Here is an 18,755-nt window from a genome sequence, read left to right as displayed (position 1 = left end):
TGCCAGAAACCGGGTCGGCTCAGACGAGCGCGCACGAGACCAAGGGGTCCCTGGCGGCCCGTCGAGGGAAGCGCGGCAGACACAGCGGAGGTGTGCGGTTAGATAGTGCCTTCGGAGATGGCGTTCTCGATCCACGGGATGACCTCGTCGAGCATGTCCTCGAGCTTGGTCGTTGCCTCGAAGCCGAGGAGGTCTTTGGCCTTCGAGACATCCGGGATGCGCTTCTGCACGTCGTGCTCGAATCCCTCGTCGTGGATGAGGTGCAGCGGGACGCCCGGGCCCTTGATCTTCTCCCAGATGATGCCCGCGAGCTCGGTGACAGTGTGACCGTCGGCCGTCGAGATGTTGAAGTCGTTGTTGAGCGCGGCCGGGTGCTCGAGGCTCAGCACGATTCCCCGGGCGAGGTCGCCGCCGTAGGTGTAGTGACGAACCTGGTCGCCGCCACCGAGGATGTGGAGCGGGTCCTGGCCCTTGAGGATCTTCTGGACAAGGTCGGGCACCACGTGACTCATGGCGAGCGCAACGTTGCCCGAGTGGATCTCGACATCGCCGAGTGCGCGGCGTTCGCCGATGCCGACGCAGTTGAACGGGCGGAGGATCGTGTATGGGAGCTTGTACTGGTCCCAGGCGGCGTGGGCGAAGTATTCGACCGCGAGCTTCTGGAAGCCGTATGACGACAGCGGCGGCGGAACGATGCGTTCGTCGCCCTCCTTGCTCGGCCAGCGGTCCGTCGACTCGAAGACCATCGAGGAAGACATGTAGGTGACCTTTTCCAGGCGACCGCCTGCCTTCTTTGCCGCGATGGCCGCATCGACCGACGAGGCGATGATGCGCTCGTTCTGGGCCAGAAGGTCGTAAGCGTAGGTGTGGAAGTACGAGATACCGCCGATGAGAGCCGCGCTCGCGATGAAGTGGTCGGCGTCGGAGAGTAGGCGGGTCATCAATTCGACGTCTTGCACGTCGCCCACCACGAGTTCGTAGTCGGGGTTGTTGTCATACGACTTCGTTACCGGTCCGTACTTGGAGAAATTGTCCACTCCGACGACCTGGTAGCCCTTGGCAAGGAGTTCCTCAACGATGTATCCGCCGATGAATCCTGCTGAGCCGGTGACGACTACTTTCTTCATGACTGGTGGGTCTCCTTATTCCTTGTGCGGCCGCGGCGCGGGACGAGTGGTCTGGGCGCCGGAAGCTTTTTCGGTGAGTTGTTCGAGGGTCAGTTGCGGGCCAAAGGCGAATCTATACCAGCGCAGGTATTTCGGAATCCAGGTGGTCAGCTTAAAATTCGATTCACCGAACGCGCGATCGAGCCAGATGGTGGGGATCTCCGCGACAGGCAGACGCAGGCGACGTGCCTTCGCCGTCAGCTCGAGGCCGATCTCGAAACCATCCCGGCTGTCGATGCCAACGGACTGCACGAAGGATCGACTGTAGGCCTTGAAAGAGTTTGTTGCGTCGCGCGTTCCGGCATTCGTGAGAACCCTCAGGGATTTCCCCGCGGTCCGGGACAGGAACCGCTTGAACCGCGGGCCGCCGACCTGCTGTCCGCCTGCCATGTACCGGGACGCGGCTGCCACGACCACGCCCCGCTCCACTAGGCGAACGAGGTCGTCGATCTGGCGGGGGTCGTCGCAACCGTCCGACATGGTCACCACGACGGTGGGAGCGGTCGAACTATCAATTCCGAATCGAATCGCCTGGGCCGGGCCCCGTCCGTAGGTATTGATCACGTGACGAAGACGCGGTTCCTCCTTCTCGTACGCGGCAACTGCCGGGATGGTTGTGTCTTCAGGGGTGTCGACCACGACGAGCACTTCGGCCGGAAGCGTCACCGCTTCAAAGATGCGATCGAGACTCGCGAGAATGCCATCGCCCTCGTTGTAGGCGGGAATGACGATCGATACGCGCGGGGCGGTGGTCACACCACTACCCCAGCGCCCTGGACGTTCCAGACGTCGGCAATCGGTTTGTCGGTAACGAGTCCACGATATTCGTCGTGTGGCGTTGCGACGATCAGCAGGTCTGCCTTCTTCAGCACCTCATCCAGTGGAAGAAGCGTGTCATCGACCTCGTCGGAGACGTAGGGGTCTGTGCCGATCACTGCTTTCGCCTTGAACTTGAGCACCCGACGGAGCTTGTAAGACAAGCTGGAGCGGATGTCGTCCGAGCCGGCCTTGAAGGACATACCGAGAATGCCGACAGTGAGTTCCGAAAGGTCGAATCGCTTCTCGAGCTGGCTCACCAGGTAGAGCGGCAATCCCTCGTTCACCAACATCGCGGAGTGACCGAGGCTGAACTTGTTGTCACTGAACGCGGCGAGCTGCATGGTGTCTTTGAAGAGACAGGGTCCGGCGGCGAAGCCAGCGCCCGGCAGGTCCTTCGCGCGGGGGTAATCCTGGGTGAGACCCGCGCGGATCTTCTCAAAGTCCAGACCTCGATCATTGGCCATCATGTAGAACTGGTTCGCCGCGGCGAACTTGATGTAGCGCCAGGTGTTGGTGAACAGCTTCGCGAGTTCGGCCTCTTCTGGCTCGAGGTGCACGATCTTCTCGGTCAAAGTACTGAACAGTTCAGCTGCGCGTTCGCGGCCGACGGTCGATCGACTGGAGACGATCTGCGGCAGAGTGAACAGCTCTTCCATTGCCTTGTGCTCGGCGATGCGTTCCGGGCAGAAGGCGACGGGCATGTCAACGCCAAGGGCAGCAACCATCTTTTCGACGAGGGCAGTCACCCCGGGGTAGACCGTGCTGCGCAGCACCAGCAGTTGTCCGTCGCTGAAGTATTGGCTGCAGCCGTCGAGCGCAGCCGGAATGGCATTGGGGTCGGGATTGAGGTGTTCGTCGACGGGCGTGCCGATGACGACGACAACGTTCCGCGCAGTGCCAACGACCGATGGGTCAGTCGACGCCGTGAACCGTCCGGCGGCGATGACTCGCTTGAGCACCTCTTCCGCGCCGGGTTCGCTGAAGGGAACCCGACCTGCGTTGATGGTGTCGACGGCCTTTGCGCTGAGGTCGTAGACCACGACGCTCGAGCCGCGGTCGGCCAGGGCGATCGCAAGGGGGAGGCCGACGTGCCCTCCTCCGCCGATCACTACGACATCATTGGGAAAGCTTCTGGACACAGGAATCCTTTGAGACTTGGCGCTGTTGGAACGCGGCGAAGACGTGGAGTGAACGTTTCAAGACTACCCAACGCTGTGTGCGCAGGATTTCGCGGCTCGTTGCGCGACGTTTGAGCAGGGCACGCCCCGTCGGATTGATGGCGGTCACGACCGAGTTCCGGCGGACTGGTCCGGCGGCTTTAGCATGCGCTCCGATCGGCAAGCTTCTCTTCGAGTTGTCTGATCCTCAAATCCTGCAGGGCGACCAGCTCCGCGAGTGTTCTCGTTTTCGCCTCGATGCGCGTGAGTTCCGAACTGTGTTGGAGCGACACAAGAAAGAGAACGGCAATGCTCACGAAGAACACGAGATTGAGGGGAACTTCAATGCCGACCAGCGTCGCCGCCCACTGCAGGGTGGCGGGGAACACGCCCACCAGGAAGGCGAGGACGCCAGCCACGAGCCACCAGATGGCATGCCGCTCGCGCAAGCGGCGCCGGCGGAGGAGTTCGACTACGACGACGAGTGCGAGTACGGCAGACGCGATGCCAAAGCCATAGGTGACGATGCTCAAAGCTCCCACGCTCCGTTGAGGGTGGATGCCGGTCGAATCAACGCGAAGATGAGCGCGATGCTCACGCGCCCGAGATAGGCCGTGGCCTTGAAGGGATTGTGGGACGGTACGCCACCGCTTCTGGCGCGCATTGTGACGGGAACCTGACGGATGACGCATTTGACGCGTGCGGCGATCACCAGCGCCTCGATCGTGTCGCCGAGGTACTCGGCGGGATAGTGCGCGGCGAAGAGACGCACACAGCGCGGACCGCTCGCGCGGAAGCCGGAAGTCGTGTCCGTGAGCTTGGTGCGAGCCGTTCGACTGAGCATTGCGGCGAGGAATTTCATCGCCCACTGTCGGGGACCCCGAACCGAATAGTCACCCTCGCCCGCGAACCTGGCCCCGATCACAACATCGGCGGTGTCGAGGGCGGCGAGCAACTTGGGCACATTCGCGGGGTCGTGCTGTCCATCCGCGTCGATTTGGACAACATTGAGGTAGCCGTTGGCCAGCGCGTACTTGAATCCGGTTCGCATGGCTCCGCCGACGCCGAGATTGAACGGCAGGGTTACGACGAGTGCGCCCGCCGTTCGCGCTACCGACGTAGTGTTGTCCGTCGAGCCGTCATCGACAACAAGAATGGCCGCGCCAGGCAGCTTTTCCAGCACCTCCCGGACCACCGCGCCGACCGACGCCTCTTCGTTGAATGCGGGCATGACGATCAACGTCTGCTCGAGGGTGGTTGGCATGCCTCAGATCTTATCAACGCGGCTTACCTGCGCACGGGACTGGTACGACCATCGAGGGCGCGGTGTTGGCACACGCTTAGACTCGTGGACGTGACACAACCCACGCGAGAAGGTCGCGGGATCGCCAGGCTCTCCGGGGTGTCGCTCATCCTCGTGGCCACAGTGATCGCGGGCATCGCTGCCTACGTCGTCACGTGGCTTGTTCCACACCGAATCGGGCTCGCCAGTTACGCGCTTTTCGCCGTGTTCTGGGCATTCCTGTATCTCGTTGTCGGCACGCTTTCGGGAATCCAGCAGGAGGTCGCGCGGGCAACCCGTGCTCGAGACGGTCGACTCGTCGGTCGCGTCGGTCGCGCAGGTTCTTTTGCTGTGGTCGCTGCGCTTTCCGTGTTCACGATTGTCGTGCTTTCCGCCCCGGTCTGGGTCCAGGCGATCTTCCCGACGGACGGGTGGAGTCTCGTCTGGCCCCTTGCCGCTGGCACTGCGTCGTACGTGTTTGTCGCAGTGCTGGGGGGCGCCTTCTACGGAATCGCGCAGTGGCTGTCCCTCGCTCTGATGATGACGGTCGACGCCCTGCTGCGTCTCCTTGCCGTGGGCATCGCGTTGGCCTTCACGAGTGATGTCGTGGTTCTTGCCTGGGCCGTCGTTCTTCCCTTCCCGGCGACGATCGCCCTGCTCTGGTTGTTCATCCGCAAATCGATCCGTGGACGGTCTGAGCTCGACGTCGGCTATGGGGCACTCAGCTGGAACGTGGCGCGAACGATTCTGGCGGCGGCATCCACGAGCGCGATGGTGAGCGGATTCCCATTGCTGCTCGGGCTAACCGCGCCGAACGAGCCGAGGGCAACGGTTGGCCTCTTCATTTTGTCCATCACGTTGACGAGAGCGCCGCTAATCGTGATCGCGATGTCGATGCAGAGCTACCTTGTGGTGACGTTTCGCGCTCGCACCGCTTCGTTCTGGCGCAATTTCCTGCGGTTGCAGGCACTCGTGATGGGCGCCGGAATTGTACTTGCCGCGGTCGGCTGGGTCATCGGGCCGGCCGTCTTCGGAGTGCTCTTCCCCGGCGAACCCAGGCCTGAGGGCTGGTTCATCGCCGTTCTGGTCATGTCATCGGCCCTCGTCGGGGGGCTCTTTGTCGCCGGGCCCGCAGTCCTGGCGCGCTCACAACACTTCATTTATGCATCGGGGTGGACTGTCGCCGCAAGCGTCACTGTCGTCTCGCTGGTGTTGCCGCTCGACTTCACGGCTCGCACGGTCACAGCACTTCTTGCCGGGCCGATTGCGGGAGCTGCGGTCTTTGCTGTCTACCTCTCCATGGCCGTGCGCCGCGAACGAGTCGCCGCCGACTGATCGAGGCACTCACTTCGCGCGGACGTGCCCGGAATTCGCGAGGAACCACTTGTAGGTGCTAGCGACTCCCTGCTCAAGCTCAATCGAGGAATGCCAGCCCAACGCGCTGAGGCGGCTCACATCGAGGAGCTTCTGCGGGGTCCCATCTGGTTTGGAAGTGTCTTGCACCAGTTCACCGGAGAATCCCACCGTGCGAGCGATGAGCTCAGCGAGTCCGCGAATCGGCAGGTCTGTGCCGACACCGATATTGATCGTGTCAGAGGAGTCGTAGTTTTCGAGCAGGAAGAGGACTGCTGACGCCAGGTCATCCACGTGCAGAAACTCGCGGCGCGGCGTCCCCGAGCCCCAGATCACGACTTCGGATGCGCCCTCTCGCTTCGCTTCGTCGAACCGTCTGATGAGTGAAGGCAAAACATGGGAGTTCTGCGGATGGAAGTTGTCTCCCGGTCCGTAGAGATTCGTCGGCATCGCAGAAATCCAATGCCGACCGTGCTGGCGACGGTAGGACTGCACTTGCATGATGCCCGCTATCTTCGCGATCGCGTAGGCGTCGTTGGTCGGCTCGAGAGCGCCTGTGAGAAGTGCGGTCTCTTTGATCGGCTGCGGTGCGTACTTCGGGTAGATGCAGGAGGACCCGAGAAAGAGCAGTCGATCGACGTCGACGGAATTTGCGGCATCCATGATATTCAGCTGCATTTGCAGGTTGTCGCTGAGGAAATCGGCCGGATAGGTGCTGTTAGCAAGGATCCCGCCGACCCGTGCCGCGGCATCGATCACAACATCGGGCCGGCTTTCCCGCATGAATGCGAATACCTCTGGCCGATCACGAAGGTCGAGCTCGGAGGAGGTCGCGCCAAGGAGGTTCACGAAACCCGACGCTTCAAGGTGCCGCCAAATCGCTGACCCTGCGAGACCTCGATGTCCGGCGACGTAGACACGGGCGGATCGATCGATGGCGAAAGCGGGGCTGGGTATACTCACGGGGTCCATATTCTGTCCATCACGCACAGGATGTCGTCAGGCGCTTGCGAAGTTTGAATGTGCAGGCTTGAAAGCCTAACAATTCGAAAGGCGAACATGTCCAACGCGAAGATCCTGGTCATTCTTCCCACACTCGGCGACCGGTTGGGCACCCTCGCGGAGACTCTCGAGTCGATCGATGCACAGCGCGCGGATGTCGACGTAACCCTCGTAGTGATCGCGCCCGTCGGTGCGACAGAGGCGCGTGCCCTTGCGGCGGCACACGCAGCCGTGCTGGTGGAGGATCCAAAGGAGGGAATATCCGCGGCGATCAACCGCGGTCTGGCGGCGCGCAGTGACGAGGAGTACTACGCGTGGATCGGGGACGATGATCTGTTCCGTCCGGGTGGCCTGGTTGCCCTCCTGCAATTGCTCGAAGGGAATCCGGGCTCGGTGCTCGCCTACGGCGGATGCGAGTACATCGATCCGGCGGGCAAGGTCCTCGCCGTCAGCAAAGCCGGCGCGCTAGCCCGGTTCCTGCTTCCGTGGGGACCGGACCTCATCCCGCATCCAGGCACGATGATCAGGCTCGATGCCCTCGAGGCGATCGGGGGATTCGATGTGTCGCTCAAATACGCGATGGACCTCGACGCGTTCCTCAAGCTCCGCTCGCACGGCAGCTTCGTGTGCACCCGCACAACCGTTTCCGCTTTCCGTTGGCACCCCGACTCTCTTACGGTGGCTAACCGGCTTAATTCGAGCCGCGAATCCGAGGCCGTGAAGACCAGGCATCTCGCGCCAGCGTTCAGACCGATCAGCCCTGCCTGGAACTTTCCGATCCGCTGGGCTTCCGCATTCGCCGCCCGCCTCATAAGCTCGCGGGCTCGATAGGACCGTTGCGGTAGGCTGGTCACCGATCTCGGCAACCGCGTTGTGACGCGGTCGCGCCAACACGACGCAGGAGCGAATCCCCATGACCGAACTACCGGCCAAGCGGGCCTTCATCACCGGGATCACCGGCCAGGACGGCAGCTACCTCGCCGAACTCCTCCTCAGCAAGGGCTATGACGTGCACGGCCTGATTCGCCGGGCCTCGACGTTCAACACCGCGCGAATCGACCACCTCTACCGTGACCCGCACGAGAGCGGCACCAAGCTCTTCCTGCACTACGGTGACCTCACTGACGGATCGCGCCTGGTGACGCTGCTTGAGTCGATTCGGCCGGATGAGGTCTACAACCTCGGAGCGCAGTCCCACGTTCGCGTGAGCTTCGACGAGCCGGAGTACACGGCCGACTCGACCGGCCTCGGCACGATCCGGCTGCTTGAGGCGATCCGCATGATCGGACTCGAGTGCCGCTACTACCAGGCCTCCAGCTCCGAGATGTTCGGGGCGACCCCGCCGCCGCAGAACGAAGAGACGGCGTTCTACCCGCGCTCGCCGTACGGCGCTGCCAAGCTCTACGCCTATTGGGTCACCCGCAACTACCGCGAGGGCTACGGCATGTTCGCCGTCAACGGCATCCTGTTCAACCATGAGTCCCCGAGACGCGGGGAGACCTTCGTGACCCGCAAGATCACCCGTGCCGTCGCACGCATCAAGGCGGGCGAGCAGAGCGAACTGTTCATGGGCAACCTCGACTCGGTGCGCGACTGGGGCTACGCCCCGGAATACGTCGAGGCCATGTGGCGGATGCTGCAGCACGACACCCCGACCGACTACGTCGTCGCCACGGGCACGAACTACACCGTCAAGGACTTCCTGCAGATATCCTTCGAGCACGCCGGCCTGGACTGGGAGAAGTACGTCAAGTTCGACGAGCGCTACCTGCGGCCCACCGAGGTCGACGCGCTGGTCGGGGAAGCGACCCGCGCCAAGGAGCTTCTCGGCTGGACGCCCAAGGTGTTCACCCCCCAGCTCGCCCGACTCATGGTGGATGCCGACATCGAGGCATTGAATGCCGGCGGACGTCCCTGGATCGACACGGTCTACGTTCCCCAGTGAGTCTCGTCAGCTCTGGCGACCTCAACGTCGCGCTGTCGATGCTCAGCCTCGTGCCCGGTGGTATGGGCGGAAGCGAGACCTACGCGCGAGCGCTCACGCGCCAGCTAGCGATGGCTCAGGGACTGGTCGCGACGGCCTTCGTTCCGAAGACGGCCGCCGGATTCAGCGAAGGCGTTCCGGAGGTCGTGATCGACTACGTCTCGGCGGGTCCGTCGACGGCAGGCCGCCTCCGGGCAGTGGCCTCGGCGACGATCCGCGGCCGCGCGATTCGAGCGGCTATGTCCGCGGCATCCGTGGTGCACTATCCGTTCACGGTTGCCGTGCCACGACCGGCTCCGCACCAGGCGCTCGTGCAAAGCCTGCTCGATGTGCAGCACCTCGACCTGCCGCACCTCTTCAGCCGGGCGGAGCTGCTGTATCGCCGCCATTTCTACGAGGGTGGCGCGCGTCGAGCGGACGTCGTGGTGACGATCAGCGAGTTTGCGAAACTCCGCATGGTAGAGCTTCTTGGCATCCCCGCCGACAAGATCCAGGTTGCGCACCTCGGCGTGGACACCTCGGTGTTCACGCCGAACTTCGGTGCGCGAGAGAACTTCGTGCTCTATCCCGCTCGGGGATGGGCGCACAAGAATCACGGGCGGCTGATAGAGGCGATGGGACTCGTTCGCGCGCAGATTCCCGACCTGCGGCTGGTGCTCACCGGTGGCGGCCTCGACACACTCGGCGAACTTCCTGACTGGGTGGACCGCAAGGGACTCGTGACCACGCAGGAATTGCACGCGTTGTACCGGTCGGCAGCCGTCCTGGCCTTCCCGAGCCTGTACGAGGGTTTCGGGCTGCCTCCCCTCGAGGCCATGGCGTCCGGCTGCCCCGTGGCGGCGGCCGATGCCGGTTCGATCCCCGAGGTCTGTGGCGATGCCGCCGTGCTGTTCGACCCGCTCGACGTCGGGTCAATTGCTGCGGGGATACTCTCCGCGATCGCGGATTCTTCTCGGCTGTCGGCCAACGGTGTTGTGCAGGCGCAGAGGTTCACCTGGGAGAGTTGCCGCGACGCCCATGTCGCCGCCTACCGCCAGGCGGTCGCGACACATTGACAGCCGAGGCACTCCCGTAAGCTTGAGCACCATGCGCGCCCCGACCGACACCAAGCGAGTGCTCGTCACCGGCGCCAACGGGCAGGACGGTGTCTACCTCGTTGAGCGGCTGGTCGCCGAGGGCCACGAGGTTCACGGACTCGTCCATTCACAGGCTGGCGCCCTTGCCCTTGTCACTGACTTTCCGAGTGCCGTTGCCCACGTCTCCGACCTCGCAGACACCGTGGGCATGATCGACATCATGACCGGGGTGCGCCCGACTCACGTCTTCAACCTTGCAGGTAACACCTCGGTGGAACGGTCTTGGAAGTTCCCCACCGAGACCGCAGACGTGCTCGGCGTTGGGCCCGTTCGTCTGCTTGAGGCGGCATGGAGCCTGCAGGAGAGCTCCGATCACCACGTGCGGTTTCTGCAGGCGTCCAGCGCGGAGATCTTCGGAGACACCAGCGTCGTTCCGCAGACCGAATCGACCCCGAGGGTTCCGGTCACCCCGTACGGAGCGGCGAAGTCGTTCGCCCACGAGATGGTCGGCGTCTATCGAGCGCGGGGCATGCGTGCGAGTTCGGCCATCCTGTACAACCATGAGTCCCCGCGCAGACCCGAGTCATTCGTCGCCAGGAAGATCTCTCGCGAGGCGGCCAGGATCTCGCTTGGCCTGTCGAAGACGATGACCCTCGGAAACATCGACGTGCACCGCGACTGGGGCTACGCCCCGGACTATGTCGACGCCCTGATCAGAATCATCGACGCACCAGAGGCCTCGGACTACATCGTGGCGACCGGAGTCGCGCACTCCGTGCGCCAATTCGTCGAGACGGCTTTCGCCTACGTCGGGATCGACGACTGGCAATCGCACGTCGAGATCGACCATGCGCTGTACCGCCCGGCCGACCCTAAGAGCCTCGTCGGCGACCCGCGAAAGCTTCGCGGTCTCGGTTGGCATCCGAGCGTCGACTTCCAGCAGCTCGTTCACATCATGGTTGAGGCCGACCTCGAGCGACTGAGGGCAGGGGCATGACGGCTCAGGGCAGCTTCTTGGTGACCCGATAGATCGTCGCGGTTTCTTTGGGCAAAGCGAACGAATCGATCGTCTCGAGGCAGGGAGAGGCGAGCGCGCGGTTCGAGGAGAGCACGTATTTGACGTTGGTTTGCGCGAAGCCGGCGCAGGCATCGAAACTGACGAGAATCTGGTCGGGAGCCGGGTTCTCGACTCGAGGATCGCCGGAACCGGGGATCCAGCCGATGCCGCCGAGGCGATTCCAGGCGAACCGATACTTGGCTGTCGGGTCGATCTTGTGCCACATCGCAGCAGAGGGCGCGCCCTGCACCCCGTTGAATGCGGTGACGCCCGACTCGAGCAATATCGCGGAAATCTCGACATCGCCGACGCCGACCCAGGTGCCCGGATGCGCAGCGTCGATGCGTACCACCGACTTCGAGACGGCAGTGGTGCGCAGGTCGAAGACTCCCACGTAGACCGGATTGACAGCGCCCGTGCCGAAAACCCCGACGAGCAGGAAAGCAACGCCGCCGAGGGCAAGGCGTCCCCGAGCGAGGAAGAAGATCGCCGCGGCGGAGACGAGCGCGAATGCCCACCAGAATGGTGCGTCATGCCAGAGCCGATTCGGCCCCTCTACGAACCAGACCGCGCCAGCGATAGCAACTTGCGACAAAAGGAACGCGACAGATGTGCCCGCGGAAAGCCAGAGCGGCGGTCGCGTGGTTCGCTCGCTGATGAATTTGATGAGGTAGGCGAGGATCGCAAACGAGGCGAGACCCATGCCGAGACGAATTCGGTTTTCCGAACTGCGATCGAGGAAGAGCAGGTGGGCGATCGGGTTCCAGCCCGGAACGTAGGAGAACGCGACAAACACGATCACCACTGTGCTGAGCGCGAGCAACACCCACGGAAGCGTTTTTCTTTCTTTCACCGAGCGGTAGACGATCCAGCCGACGATGGGCAGCATGAACGCCCCGACGAGGAAGAAGGTCGACGCCTCGGAGGAGTTGAGCCCAAGGAAGCCCGAGCCGTTGGTCAACGATTCCGTGAACGAAGAACTGACGGTTCTCACGGCGGACAACAGATTCGCCTCACCCGTCTTTGTGAGGCGTGTGCCGGGGTAGGAGGTCGCGAGGAAGCTGTTGAGGGTCGCACTCTTGGTCGCGAGCCAGCCGAGTGTGACGGTCGCTCCCAGCGCCCCCGCGACCGCGAGGGGGAGAGCCTTTTGCACCAGGACGAGCCAGGGCACCCCCTGCCTCTTCTGGTCGACCACCGTTCCGATGGCGAAGAAGACCACAACCAGCACCACCGGCACGATGAAAGGCGCGTAGATTCCCATCGCCATGACGGGCGTGAGGAATGCGACGATTGCCGCCCAGGCGAGTCGGGGGCGCCACGACGTGACTCGCACCGCCCAGATCATGGCCGTCATGGTGACGAGGGCCCACGCCAGCGGCCAGAAGATGACCGTCTGAAACCACCACTGGAAGAACGGGCTGAAGTAGAAGCCCATGGCGATGACGGCCGCCAGGATCGGGCGCCGCGGAAGCAACGTCACAAGGAAGCAATAGGCGGAAGCGATGAAGGCGAGTGCGGCTATCCACCATTTGAATGCAGTGGCATGGCCGACGTCGAACACGAGGTAACCCCAGAGGTGTGGCCGAAAGGCCACCGACCAGTCGGCGCGCGGGAGGTCGTGGGGCAGTGCGGCATCCATTCCGCCCGGCATGGTTTCGTTCCGCTCCGGAAGCCCCTGCTGAACCTGCGCGATCGACCAGGAGGTGTTGACGTACCACTCATCCGACCGGATGCGTTCGGGATGACCGGAAACGAGGCTCGGGTCGTTGCCCGCGTACACGCGAGAGTACATCTCGCCCGAGGAGGTGCCGTTGAGGCCAAACGTCACCATGATGACGCCGAAGAGGAGCAGCACCGCGGGAAATGCGAGAAGCACACAGCGCGTGGGGAGTCCATCGGGTCGTGCTTCGACCACTCGCTGATATCTCGCGGCGATCGACTGCGCCCAGGGAGAAAACGCGCCTCGTCGACGTGGAGCTCTCAAACTCATGGGACTCCGCGACTAGGGGTGGAGATTGGGGGTGGAGATTGCGTGGTCTCGATTGACGGAGCCGATGCAATTGTACGGTGGACATTTCGCGTAGTGGACGAGGGCGCGGTGAGTCATGGTGCTCGAGAAGCCCCCGTCGCGGCAAACGCCTTGCGCCAGCTCAGCTCCCGGGCCGCCTTCACGCAACAGACCACGAAGGTGAGCCATCCGAACTCCACGAGCAGGGAGCTCTCGGCGAGGGCGGTCGTGAGCAGCACCACGAGCACGAGGGCGGGCCACGCGTAGACGAAGCTGCGCTGGCGGGAGGCGAGCAGCCAGGAGCGGATGAAGGTGAGGCCGGCGAGGCCGACGAAGGCGAACAGACCGACCAGGCCCAGCTGGAACCACACGTCGAGGTAGGCGTTCAGGCCCGAGGTGGGTGTGCGGTCGAAGTAGTTGGGGAAGACCTGGAACGGGGGAACGTCTTGGCGCCAATGGCCCACCCAGCCCCAGCCCTCGAGCTCGTGCGCCGGGATCAGGACGCGCATGGGCCGCCACAGCTCGAGGCGCTTGTTGAGTTCGTTGCTCGCGCTGAGCGCATTGATGATCGGGGTGCGGGCCGCCCAGGCGACGGCGGCGACCGTGATGGTCGCGGCGAGCAGGCCGATCTGCCAGAACCGCTTGCTCTCGGCCGGCACCCGCCGCAGGCCGAAGAGCGCGAGGGCGGCCACCAACACGATGATGAAGCCGCCGAACGCGATCGGGGAGCGGGTGAGCAGCAGGAGGAGGCCGGCGAGCACGAGAGACCCGATCGACACCCCCCGTCGCACCGACTGGGTGCGCAGCTCGGTGCCGAACGTGACAATCGCGATGAGGGCGATCACGCCGAGCTGGTTGCGGGTGCCGAAGATGCCCTGGATGGGCCCGAACTCGGCGAGGTTTCCCTGGATGCCCAGAAAGCGGATGGGGGCGTCAATGAGCACGCCCGAGAAGATCTCGAGGGCGAACGAGAGCACGAGGGCGACGCGCAGAACGTCGCCGAACGCCCGCGCGATCTGGATCGTGTCGCGATTGAGCGCGACATAGATGCCGAGCATCGTCGTGGCGCCGAGGTAGACCACGCTGCCGAAGGTGGCCCACTGGTACTCGCTCCAGAACACCGAGAGGGCCGCCCAGCCCACAAACACGAGCAGGGAGATGGGCAGGATGCCGTGCCACTCGATGCCCTCCCGTCGCGCCAGGAACGACAGCGATGCGAACAGCACCTGCACGGCGAGGATGCCGATCAGCCCCGCCCAGCCGATGAGCTGCTGGAGCACGAGGGCGCCGAGCTCGCTGCCGATGATCGTGAGGGTGAGCGCGGCGGCGAACCGCGGCGAGCCGAAGAAGTTCTTGCCGGCGGCGAGCAGCTGGTGCGGTGGGGGAACCTGCGTCATGCGGTCTCGCGTTCCGTGATCGACGGCTCGGCCGCCAGCGGGGTCAGCTTGGTCTTGACCGCCCAGATCACCAGCAGCATCCAGCCGCCCTCGAGCAGGATGCGGCTCTCGGCCACGCTCTGCACGAGCTGCGCCGTGAGCATGAGGATCGGCAGCAGCGCCACCCAGGTGAGCCGGCCGGGCTCGCCCGGCTTGGTGATGATGCCGTCGGTGGCCATGATCCACGAGCGCAGCAGCGTGGTGAGCACGAGGGCGGCGAACACGATGAGGCCCACGACGCCCACCTGCAGCCACACGTCGAGCCACGCGTTGTGCGCATGCGCGACCGCGACCCCGCCGCGCCTGATCAGTCCCTTGAAGGGGGCGATCCACGGAATCCAGTAGCTCAGCCAGCCCCAGCCGAAGGCCGGGCGCTCGGTGGCGAGGCCGATCACCTTGTCCCAGATGCCCTGCCGGCCGGTGAGGGTGTCGCTCTTGCCGAGCACGCTGAGGATGGGGTTGCGCAGCAGGAAGCCCACCGCGGCGAGCACCAGCACGCCGACCCCGACGCCCGCGTAGGCCATCCGGCGGGACCTGGCCCGGCGCACCACGAGTACCGCCACGGCGACGACGGCCACGATGAGCACTCCCACGAGGACGGTGGCGGATCGGGTGAGTCCGATCGTGAGCACCGCCACCCCGATCCAGAACCAGCCCCATCCGCGGCCCACGCGACGCGAGGCGAGCTGGATCGAGAACACGATGAGGCCGAGCAGGGCCGCCATGCCGAGCAGGCTCGAGTTGCCGAGGATGCCCTGGATCTTGCCGCTCACGAAGAGCAGGTCGCGGGACCAGTAGAGCAGCGCCGCCGGGTGCGCCTCTGGAGCGATCCAGACCGGGTAGACCGGGTGCCGGATGAACACCGACACGATGAACTCGAACAGGAATGACAGGCCGAGGATCGCCCGGAACACCCAGCCGAGCACCCGGAGCAACTGCGTCCAGCTGAGGGTGATGACGATCGAGACGGCGGCGGCCGTGGTCACGAGCTGCACGGTCGCGCCGAGCGCGCTGTACAACGGGTAGAACGACCAGGCGATGGAGACCGTGGTGACCAGCAGGAAGGCGAGGAGCGTGTACGGCAGGCCGCTGAGGCGGAGTTTGGCTCGGTTGCGCACGAGGAGCACGATCGAGATCGCCACGATCACCGCGACGATCGCCCCGTGGCCGTACCAGGAGAGGGAGTTGCGCCAGAAGTCACCGGCGAGACCGGTGAACAGCACGAAGCCGGCGAACCCGAGACGGAATCCGCGACTATCGAGTTGTTCCATATGCAACAGGTTAGGCGGTCGCCGCTGAAGAAGAGCGGAGGCGGACGGTCAGCCGGCGGTGGAAGTGCCCACCACGGCGGGAGACGACACGTCGCCGGCCACGAAGCAGCTCAGGGGAGGGGATTCGCTCGACTGCTTCACGGTCACCCGGAGCCTGGCGTTGTGCGGCGCGGTGGCCGGGTCCAGGGGTGTGATCGCGGACGCATCGAACTTCTCGTCGAGCCCCTGCTCGGGGTAGGCCTGGCGCAGCGCCGCGAGGCAGAGGTCCCAGACCTGCCGGGCGCTGTAGCCGTCGACCCTCGCGGCGTCCGGGTCCTGGCTCTTGAGCGGAAGTTGGCCGGTGTCGAGGGGCCGCGGGGTGAGCGAGGACTTGGCGCCGCTCGGCGTTGGGCTGCCCGACGGGCCGCCGCCGGTGACCGGCGCGCACGCCGCGAGGGCGACGCTCACGAGCACCGCACAGGCGAATCCGATTCGCTTCCTCACGTCTCCATGGTACGACCGCCGCGCGCCGATGGCCCGCGGCGGCCGACCCGGCTCTACACGAACGCGGCGCGACCGGTGATGGCGCGGCCGACGATGAGGGTGTTCATCTCTCGCGTGCCCTCGTAGGAGTAGATGGCCTCGGCATCCGCGAAGTAGCGGATCACGTCGTAGTCGAGAACGATGCCGTTGCCGCCGAAGAGTTCGCGGCACCAGGCCACGGTCTCCCGCATTCGGCTCGTCGTGAACTCCTTGGCCAGGGCGGAGTGCTCGTCGCCCTGCGTGCCCTCGTCGAGCATCTGGGAGACCCGCGTGACGAGGCCGATCGACGAGGTGATGTTGCCGAGGCTCTTGGCGAGCAGCTCCTGGATGAGCTGGTGGCTGCCGATCGGCTTGCCGAACTGGGTGCGCTCGCCGGCGTACTGCACCGCGGCCTCGTAGGCGCCGACGGAGTTGCCGACGGCGGCCCAGGCCACCTCGGCGCGGGTGAGACGCAGCACGGCCGCGGTCTCGCGGAACGACCGGGAGCCCTGCAGGCGGTTCGCCTCAGGCACAACGACGTTATCGAGGGTGATGTCCGCGTTCTGCACGATGCGCAGCGCCTGCTTGTTCTCGATGCGGGTGCCGACATAGCCGGGAGCGGATGTCGGGACGATGAAGCCCTTCACCTGGCCGTCGCCGACGTCCTTGGCCCACACGATCGTGACGTCGCTGATCGAACCGTTGCCGATCCAGCGCTTGGCGCCGTTGATCACCCAGTTGTCGCCGTCGCGCCGGGCGACGGTGCGGAGGCCCTGGGCGGCATCCGAGCCGGAGAGCGGCTCGGTGAGGGCGAACGCTCCGAGCAGCTCGCCCGAGGCGAACCGCGGCAGCCACTCCGCGCGCTGCTCCGGGGAACCGGCGACGGCGATCGACCCCATCACGAGCCCGCTCTGCATTCCGACGAGCGTCGCGAGGCTCGCGTCGACGCGGGCCAGCTCGAGGGCGACCCAGCCGCGGAACACCGCCGAGTTCTCGAACTGGCGGGTCTCCTCCCACGGCTGGCCGAACAGGCCGAGCTCGGCGAGCCTGGTCACGACGCTGCGCGGGAAGAACTCCGCCTTCGCCCAGAGGTCGTTGACGATGGGACGCACCTCTGCCTCGAGGTAGGCGCGCAGCTGCATGATCAGCTGCTTCTCGCGGTCGGTGAGTCCGTTCTCGAAGCCGTAGAAGTCACTCGGCAGACTCTGGAACGGGAGTGCCTCGTCGGGCAGCTGGGTGGTTTCGAGGAGAGACGTCATGAAGGCTCCATTGCGTTGTGGTCAGGGGGAGTCGGGGTGTCGTGGTGCGTGACCCGCCTCGAGGCTATTCGCGGTGGCTCGATGTTGCCCACGCGATTGGTACTTTTGTCTAACCGAGACTCGAAGGACACCGCGGATGTTTGTAGGCATCACCAATACGCCCCGACCGTACGCCTGGGGGTCGACGACGGCGATCGCCGAGCTTCTCGGACGGGAGCCGTCCGGCGAACCGGAGGCGGAGCTGTGGCTCGGCGCGCATCCCGGCTCGCCGAGCGTGATCCTCGACCCGACGCAGACCGGCGGTGCGGCCGATCTCGCGGCCTGGATAGCGGCCGACCCGCAGACCGCGCTCGGACCGTTCGCGGCATCCGGCCGACTGCCGTTCCTGCTCAAGATCCTGGCCGCGGCGTCCCCGTTGTCGCTGCAGGCGCATCCCACCCCGTCGCGGGCCGCCGCCGGGTTCGCGCGCGAGAACGCGCTCGGGGTGCCGCTCGATGCCCCGCACCGCAACTACAAGGACGCGCATCCGAAGCCCGAACTCATCTTCGCGCTCAGCCCCACCTTCGACGCGCTCTGCGGATTCCGGCCGCTGAAGGAGGTGCGTGAGCTCGTCGACGCGCTTCTCGACGCCGCCCATGCGCTCGAGGACCCGCAGCCGCAGCCCCTCGAAGACCTGCTCGACTCCCTGTCGACCGGGCTGCGCGAGACCTTCGAATGGCTCATCACCCGGGGACCGGGCGTGCCCACCCTCGTGGCCCTCGTCACCGTGCTGGCCAACACCGAGCTCGCCGGCACCGTGCCCGAGCTCTCGGTGGCACGCGCGCTCGCCGCCGAGTACCCGGGTGATCCCGGCATCGTCGTCTCGCTGCTGCTCAACCAGGTGACGCTCGCGGCCGGGGAGGCGCTCTACCTGCCGGCCGGCAACATCCATGCCTACCTCGGCGGGCTCGGCGTCGAACTCATGGCCGCCTCGGACAACGTGCTGCGCGGTGGGCTGACCCCCAAGCACATCGACGTGCCCGAGCTGCTCGGCGTGCTCGATTTCACCCCGGTGCCCGTTCCGTATCTCGCGGCCGAGAGCCTCGCGCCCGGGGTCTTGGTGTTCCGGCCTCGCGTGCCGGACTTCGTGCTCTACCGGGTGGACGCGGATGCCACGGTCGCCATCACCGGGCCGGCGATCGTCATCTGCACCTCGGGTGCGCTCACCATCACTGGGTCGGCCTCGTCGATCGCCCTCACGCGCGGCTCGGCGGCCTACGTGACACCCGACGAGGGCGCGTTGCACTTCTCCGGCGGCGGAACGGTGTTTCTGGCCACCACGGGCTCGTAGGGCGACTCGCGCCGGTCGTCGGTCACGTCGCTCACGTCGCGTGTGCCGCGCGTG

The 18,755-nt window shown here is 65.1% G+C and carries 17 protein-coding genes; 6 read left to right on the top strand and 11 right to left on the bottom strand.

What is annotated here, in order from left to right; all coding sequences use genetic code 11:
- Positions 1 to 98 precede the first annotated feature (98 nt).
- From VIM54_RS11755 to VIM54_RS11735, 5 genes are all read right to left on the bottom strand, one after another.
- Positions 99 to 1,127: an NAD(P)-dependent oxidoreductase gene (locus tag VIM54_RS11755; RefSeq protein ID WP_331901538.1), complete on the bottom strand. Its 1,029-nt coding sequence runs from the start codon at positions 1,125 to 1,127 to the stop codon at positions 99 to 101.
- Between the two features lie 15 nt (positions 1,128 to 1,142).
- A complete protein-coding gene (locus VIM54_RS11750) occupies positions 1,143 to 1,922 on the bottom strand; it encodes a glycosyltransferase (protein WP_331901536.1) in 780 nt (259 codons plus the stop codon).
- Positions 1,919 to 3,094, bottom strand: a complete 1,176-nt coding sequence (locus tag VIM54_RS11745) for a nucleotide sugar dehydrogenase (RefSeq protein ID WP_331901534.1) — start codon at positions 3,092 to 3,094, stop codon at positions 1,919 to 1,921. The genes VIM54_RS11750 and VIM54_RS11745 overlap by 4 nt, the downstream gene beginning before the upstream one ends.
- Positions 3,095 to 3,303: 209 nt before the next feature.
- Positions 3,304 to 3,675 carry a DUF2304 domain-containing protein gene (locus VIM54_RS11740; protein ID WP_331901533.1) on the bottom strand — a complete coding sequence of 124 codons (372 nt, stop codon included), beginning with the start codon at positions 3,673 to 3,675 and terminating at the stop codon, positions 3,304 to 3,306.
- Complete coding sequence (locus VIM54_RS11735; RefSeq protein WP_331901531.1) at positions 3,672 to 4,406, bottom strand: glycosyltransferase family 2 protein; 735 nt, start codon at positions 4,404 to 4,406, stop codon at positions 3,672 to 3,674. The genes VIM54_RS11740 and VIM54_RS11735 overlap by 4 nt, the downstream gene beginning before the upstream one ends.
- Before the next feature lie 90 nt (positions 4,407 to 4,496).
- On the opposite strand from VIM54_RS11735, the gene VIM54_RS11730 reads away from it, so the two are divergent.
- The gene (locus VIM54_RS11730) at positions 4,497 to 5,759 is read left to right on the top strand and encodes a hypothetical protein (RefSeq protein WP_331901529.1); all 1,263 of its coding nucleotides are present in this window, start codon (positions 4,497 to 4,499) and stop codon (positions 5,757 to 5,759) included.
- 9 nt (positions 5,760 to 5,768) lie between these two features.
- On the opposite strand, the gene VIM54_RS11725 is transcribed toward VIM54_RS11730, so the two are convergent.
- Positions 5,769 to 6,749 carry a GDP-L-fucose synthase gene (locus tag VIM54_RS11725; RefSeq protein WP_331901527.1) on the bottom strand — a complete coding sequence of 327 codons (981 nt, stop codon included), beginning with the start codon at positions 6,747 to 6,749 and terminating at the stop codon, positions 5,769 to 5,771.
- An 87-nt stretch (positions 6,750 to 6,836) separates the two neighbouring features.
- On the opposite strand from VIM54_RS11725, the gene VIM54_RS11720 reads away from it, so the two are divergent.
- The 4 genes from VIM54_RS11720 (at position 6,837) to VIM54_RS11705 (ending at position 10,836) form a co-directional block, all read left to right on the top strand.
- Positions 6,837 to 7,610 carry a glycosyltransferase gene (locus VIM54_RS11720; RefSeq protein WP_331901525.1) on the top strand — a complete coding sequence of 258 codons (774 nt, stop codon included), beginning with the start codon at positions 6,837 to 6,839 and terminating at the stop codon, positions 7,608 to 7,610.
- A gap of 82 nt (positions 7,611 to 7,692) precedes the next feature.
- Positions 7,693 to 8,724, top strand: coding sequence for a GDP-mannose 4,6-dehydratase (gene gmd / locus VIM54_RS11715; RefSeq protein WP_331901523.1), 1,032 nt, complete (start codon positions 7,693 to 7,695; stop codon positions 8,722 to 8,724).
- Positions 8,721 to 9,818 (top strand): glycosyltransferase family 1 protein, encoded by a 1,098-nt coding sequence (locus VIM54_RS11710; RefSeq protein WP_331901521.1) that lies wholly within the window; start codon positions 8,721 to 8,723, stop codon positions 9,816 to 9,818. Before gmd ends, VIM54_RS11710 begins: the two co-directional genes overlap by 4 nt.
- 31 nt (positions 9,819 to 9,849) lie before the next feature.
- Positions 9,850 to 10,836 (top strand): GDP-mannose 4,6-dehydratase, encoded by a 987-nt coding sequence (locus tag VIM54_RS11705; RefSeq protein ID WP_331901520.1) that lies wholly within the window; start codon positions 9,850 to 9,852, stop codon positions 10,834 to 10,836.
- 4 nt (positions 10,837 to 10,840) lie between these two features.
- Here VIM54_RS11705 and VIM54_RS11700 read toward each other — a convergent pair whose 3' ends face one another.
- From VIM54_RS11700 to VIM54_RS11680, 5 genes are all read right to left on the bottom strand, one after another.
- On the bottom strand, positions 10,841 to 12,811 hold the full coding sequence (locus VIM54_RS11700) for a DUF7657 domain-containing protein (RefSeq protein ID WP_331901518.1): 1,971 nt from the start codon (positions 12,809 to 12,811) through the stop codon (positions 10,841 to 10,843).
- A 188-nt stretch (positions 12,812 to 12,999) separates the two neighbouring features.
- Positions 13,000 to 14,301, bottom strand: coding sequence for an O-antigen ligase family protein (locus tag VIM54_RS11695; RefSeq protein ID WP_331901517.1), 1,302 nt, complete (start codon positions 14,299 to 14,301; stop codon positions 13,000 to 13,002).
- Positions 14,298 to 15,611, bottom strand: coding sequence for an O-antigen ligase family protein (locus VIM54_RS11690; protein ID WP_331901515.1), 1,314 nt, complete (start codon positions 15,609 to 15,611; stop codon positions 14,298 to 14,300). Before VIM54_RS11690 ends, VIM54_RS11695 begins: the two co-directional genes overlap by 4 nt.
- Before the next feature lie 48 nt (positions 15,612 to 15,659).
- Positions 15,660 to 16,094: a hypothetical protein gene (locus VIM54_RS11685; protein WP_331901513.1), complete on the bottom strand. Its 435-nt coding sequence runs from the start codon at positions 16,092 to 16,094 to the stop codon at positions 15,660 to 15,662.
- A gap of 53 nt (positions 16,095 to 16,147) precedes the next feature.
- Entirely contained in the window at positions 16,148 to 17,371 is a 1,224-nt protein-coding gene (locus tag VIM54_RS11680) for an acyl-CoA dehydrogenase family protein (RefSeq protein ID WP_331901512.1), read from the bottom strand.
- 136 nt (positions 17,372 to 17,507) lie between these two features.
- Between VIM54_RS11680 and manA the strand changes: the two genes are divergently transcribed.
- Entirely contained in the window at positions 17,508 to 18,701 is a 1,194-nt protein-coding gene (manA, locus tag VIM54_RS11675) for a mannose-6-phosphate isomerase, class I (protein WP_331901510.1), read from the top strand.
- The last annotated feature ends 54 nt before the right edge of the window (positions 18,702 to 18,755 follow it).

This window comes from Lacisediminihabitans sp., assembly GCF_036569425.1.
Classification (GTDB): domain Bacteria; phylum Actinomycetota; class Actinomycetes; order Actinomycetales; family Microbacteriaceae; genus Lacisediminihabitans.
This window is presented reverse-complemented; position numbering and strand designations above follow the sequence as displayed.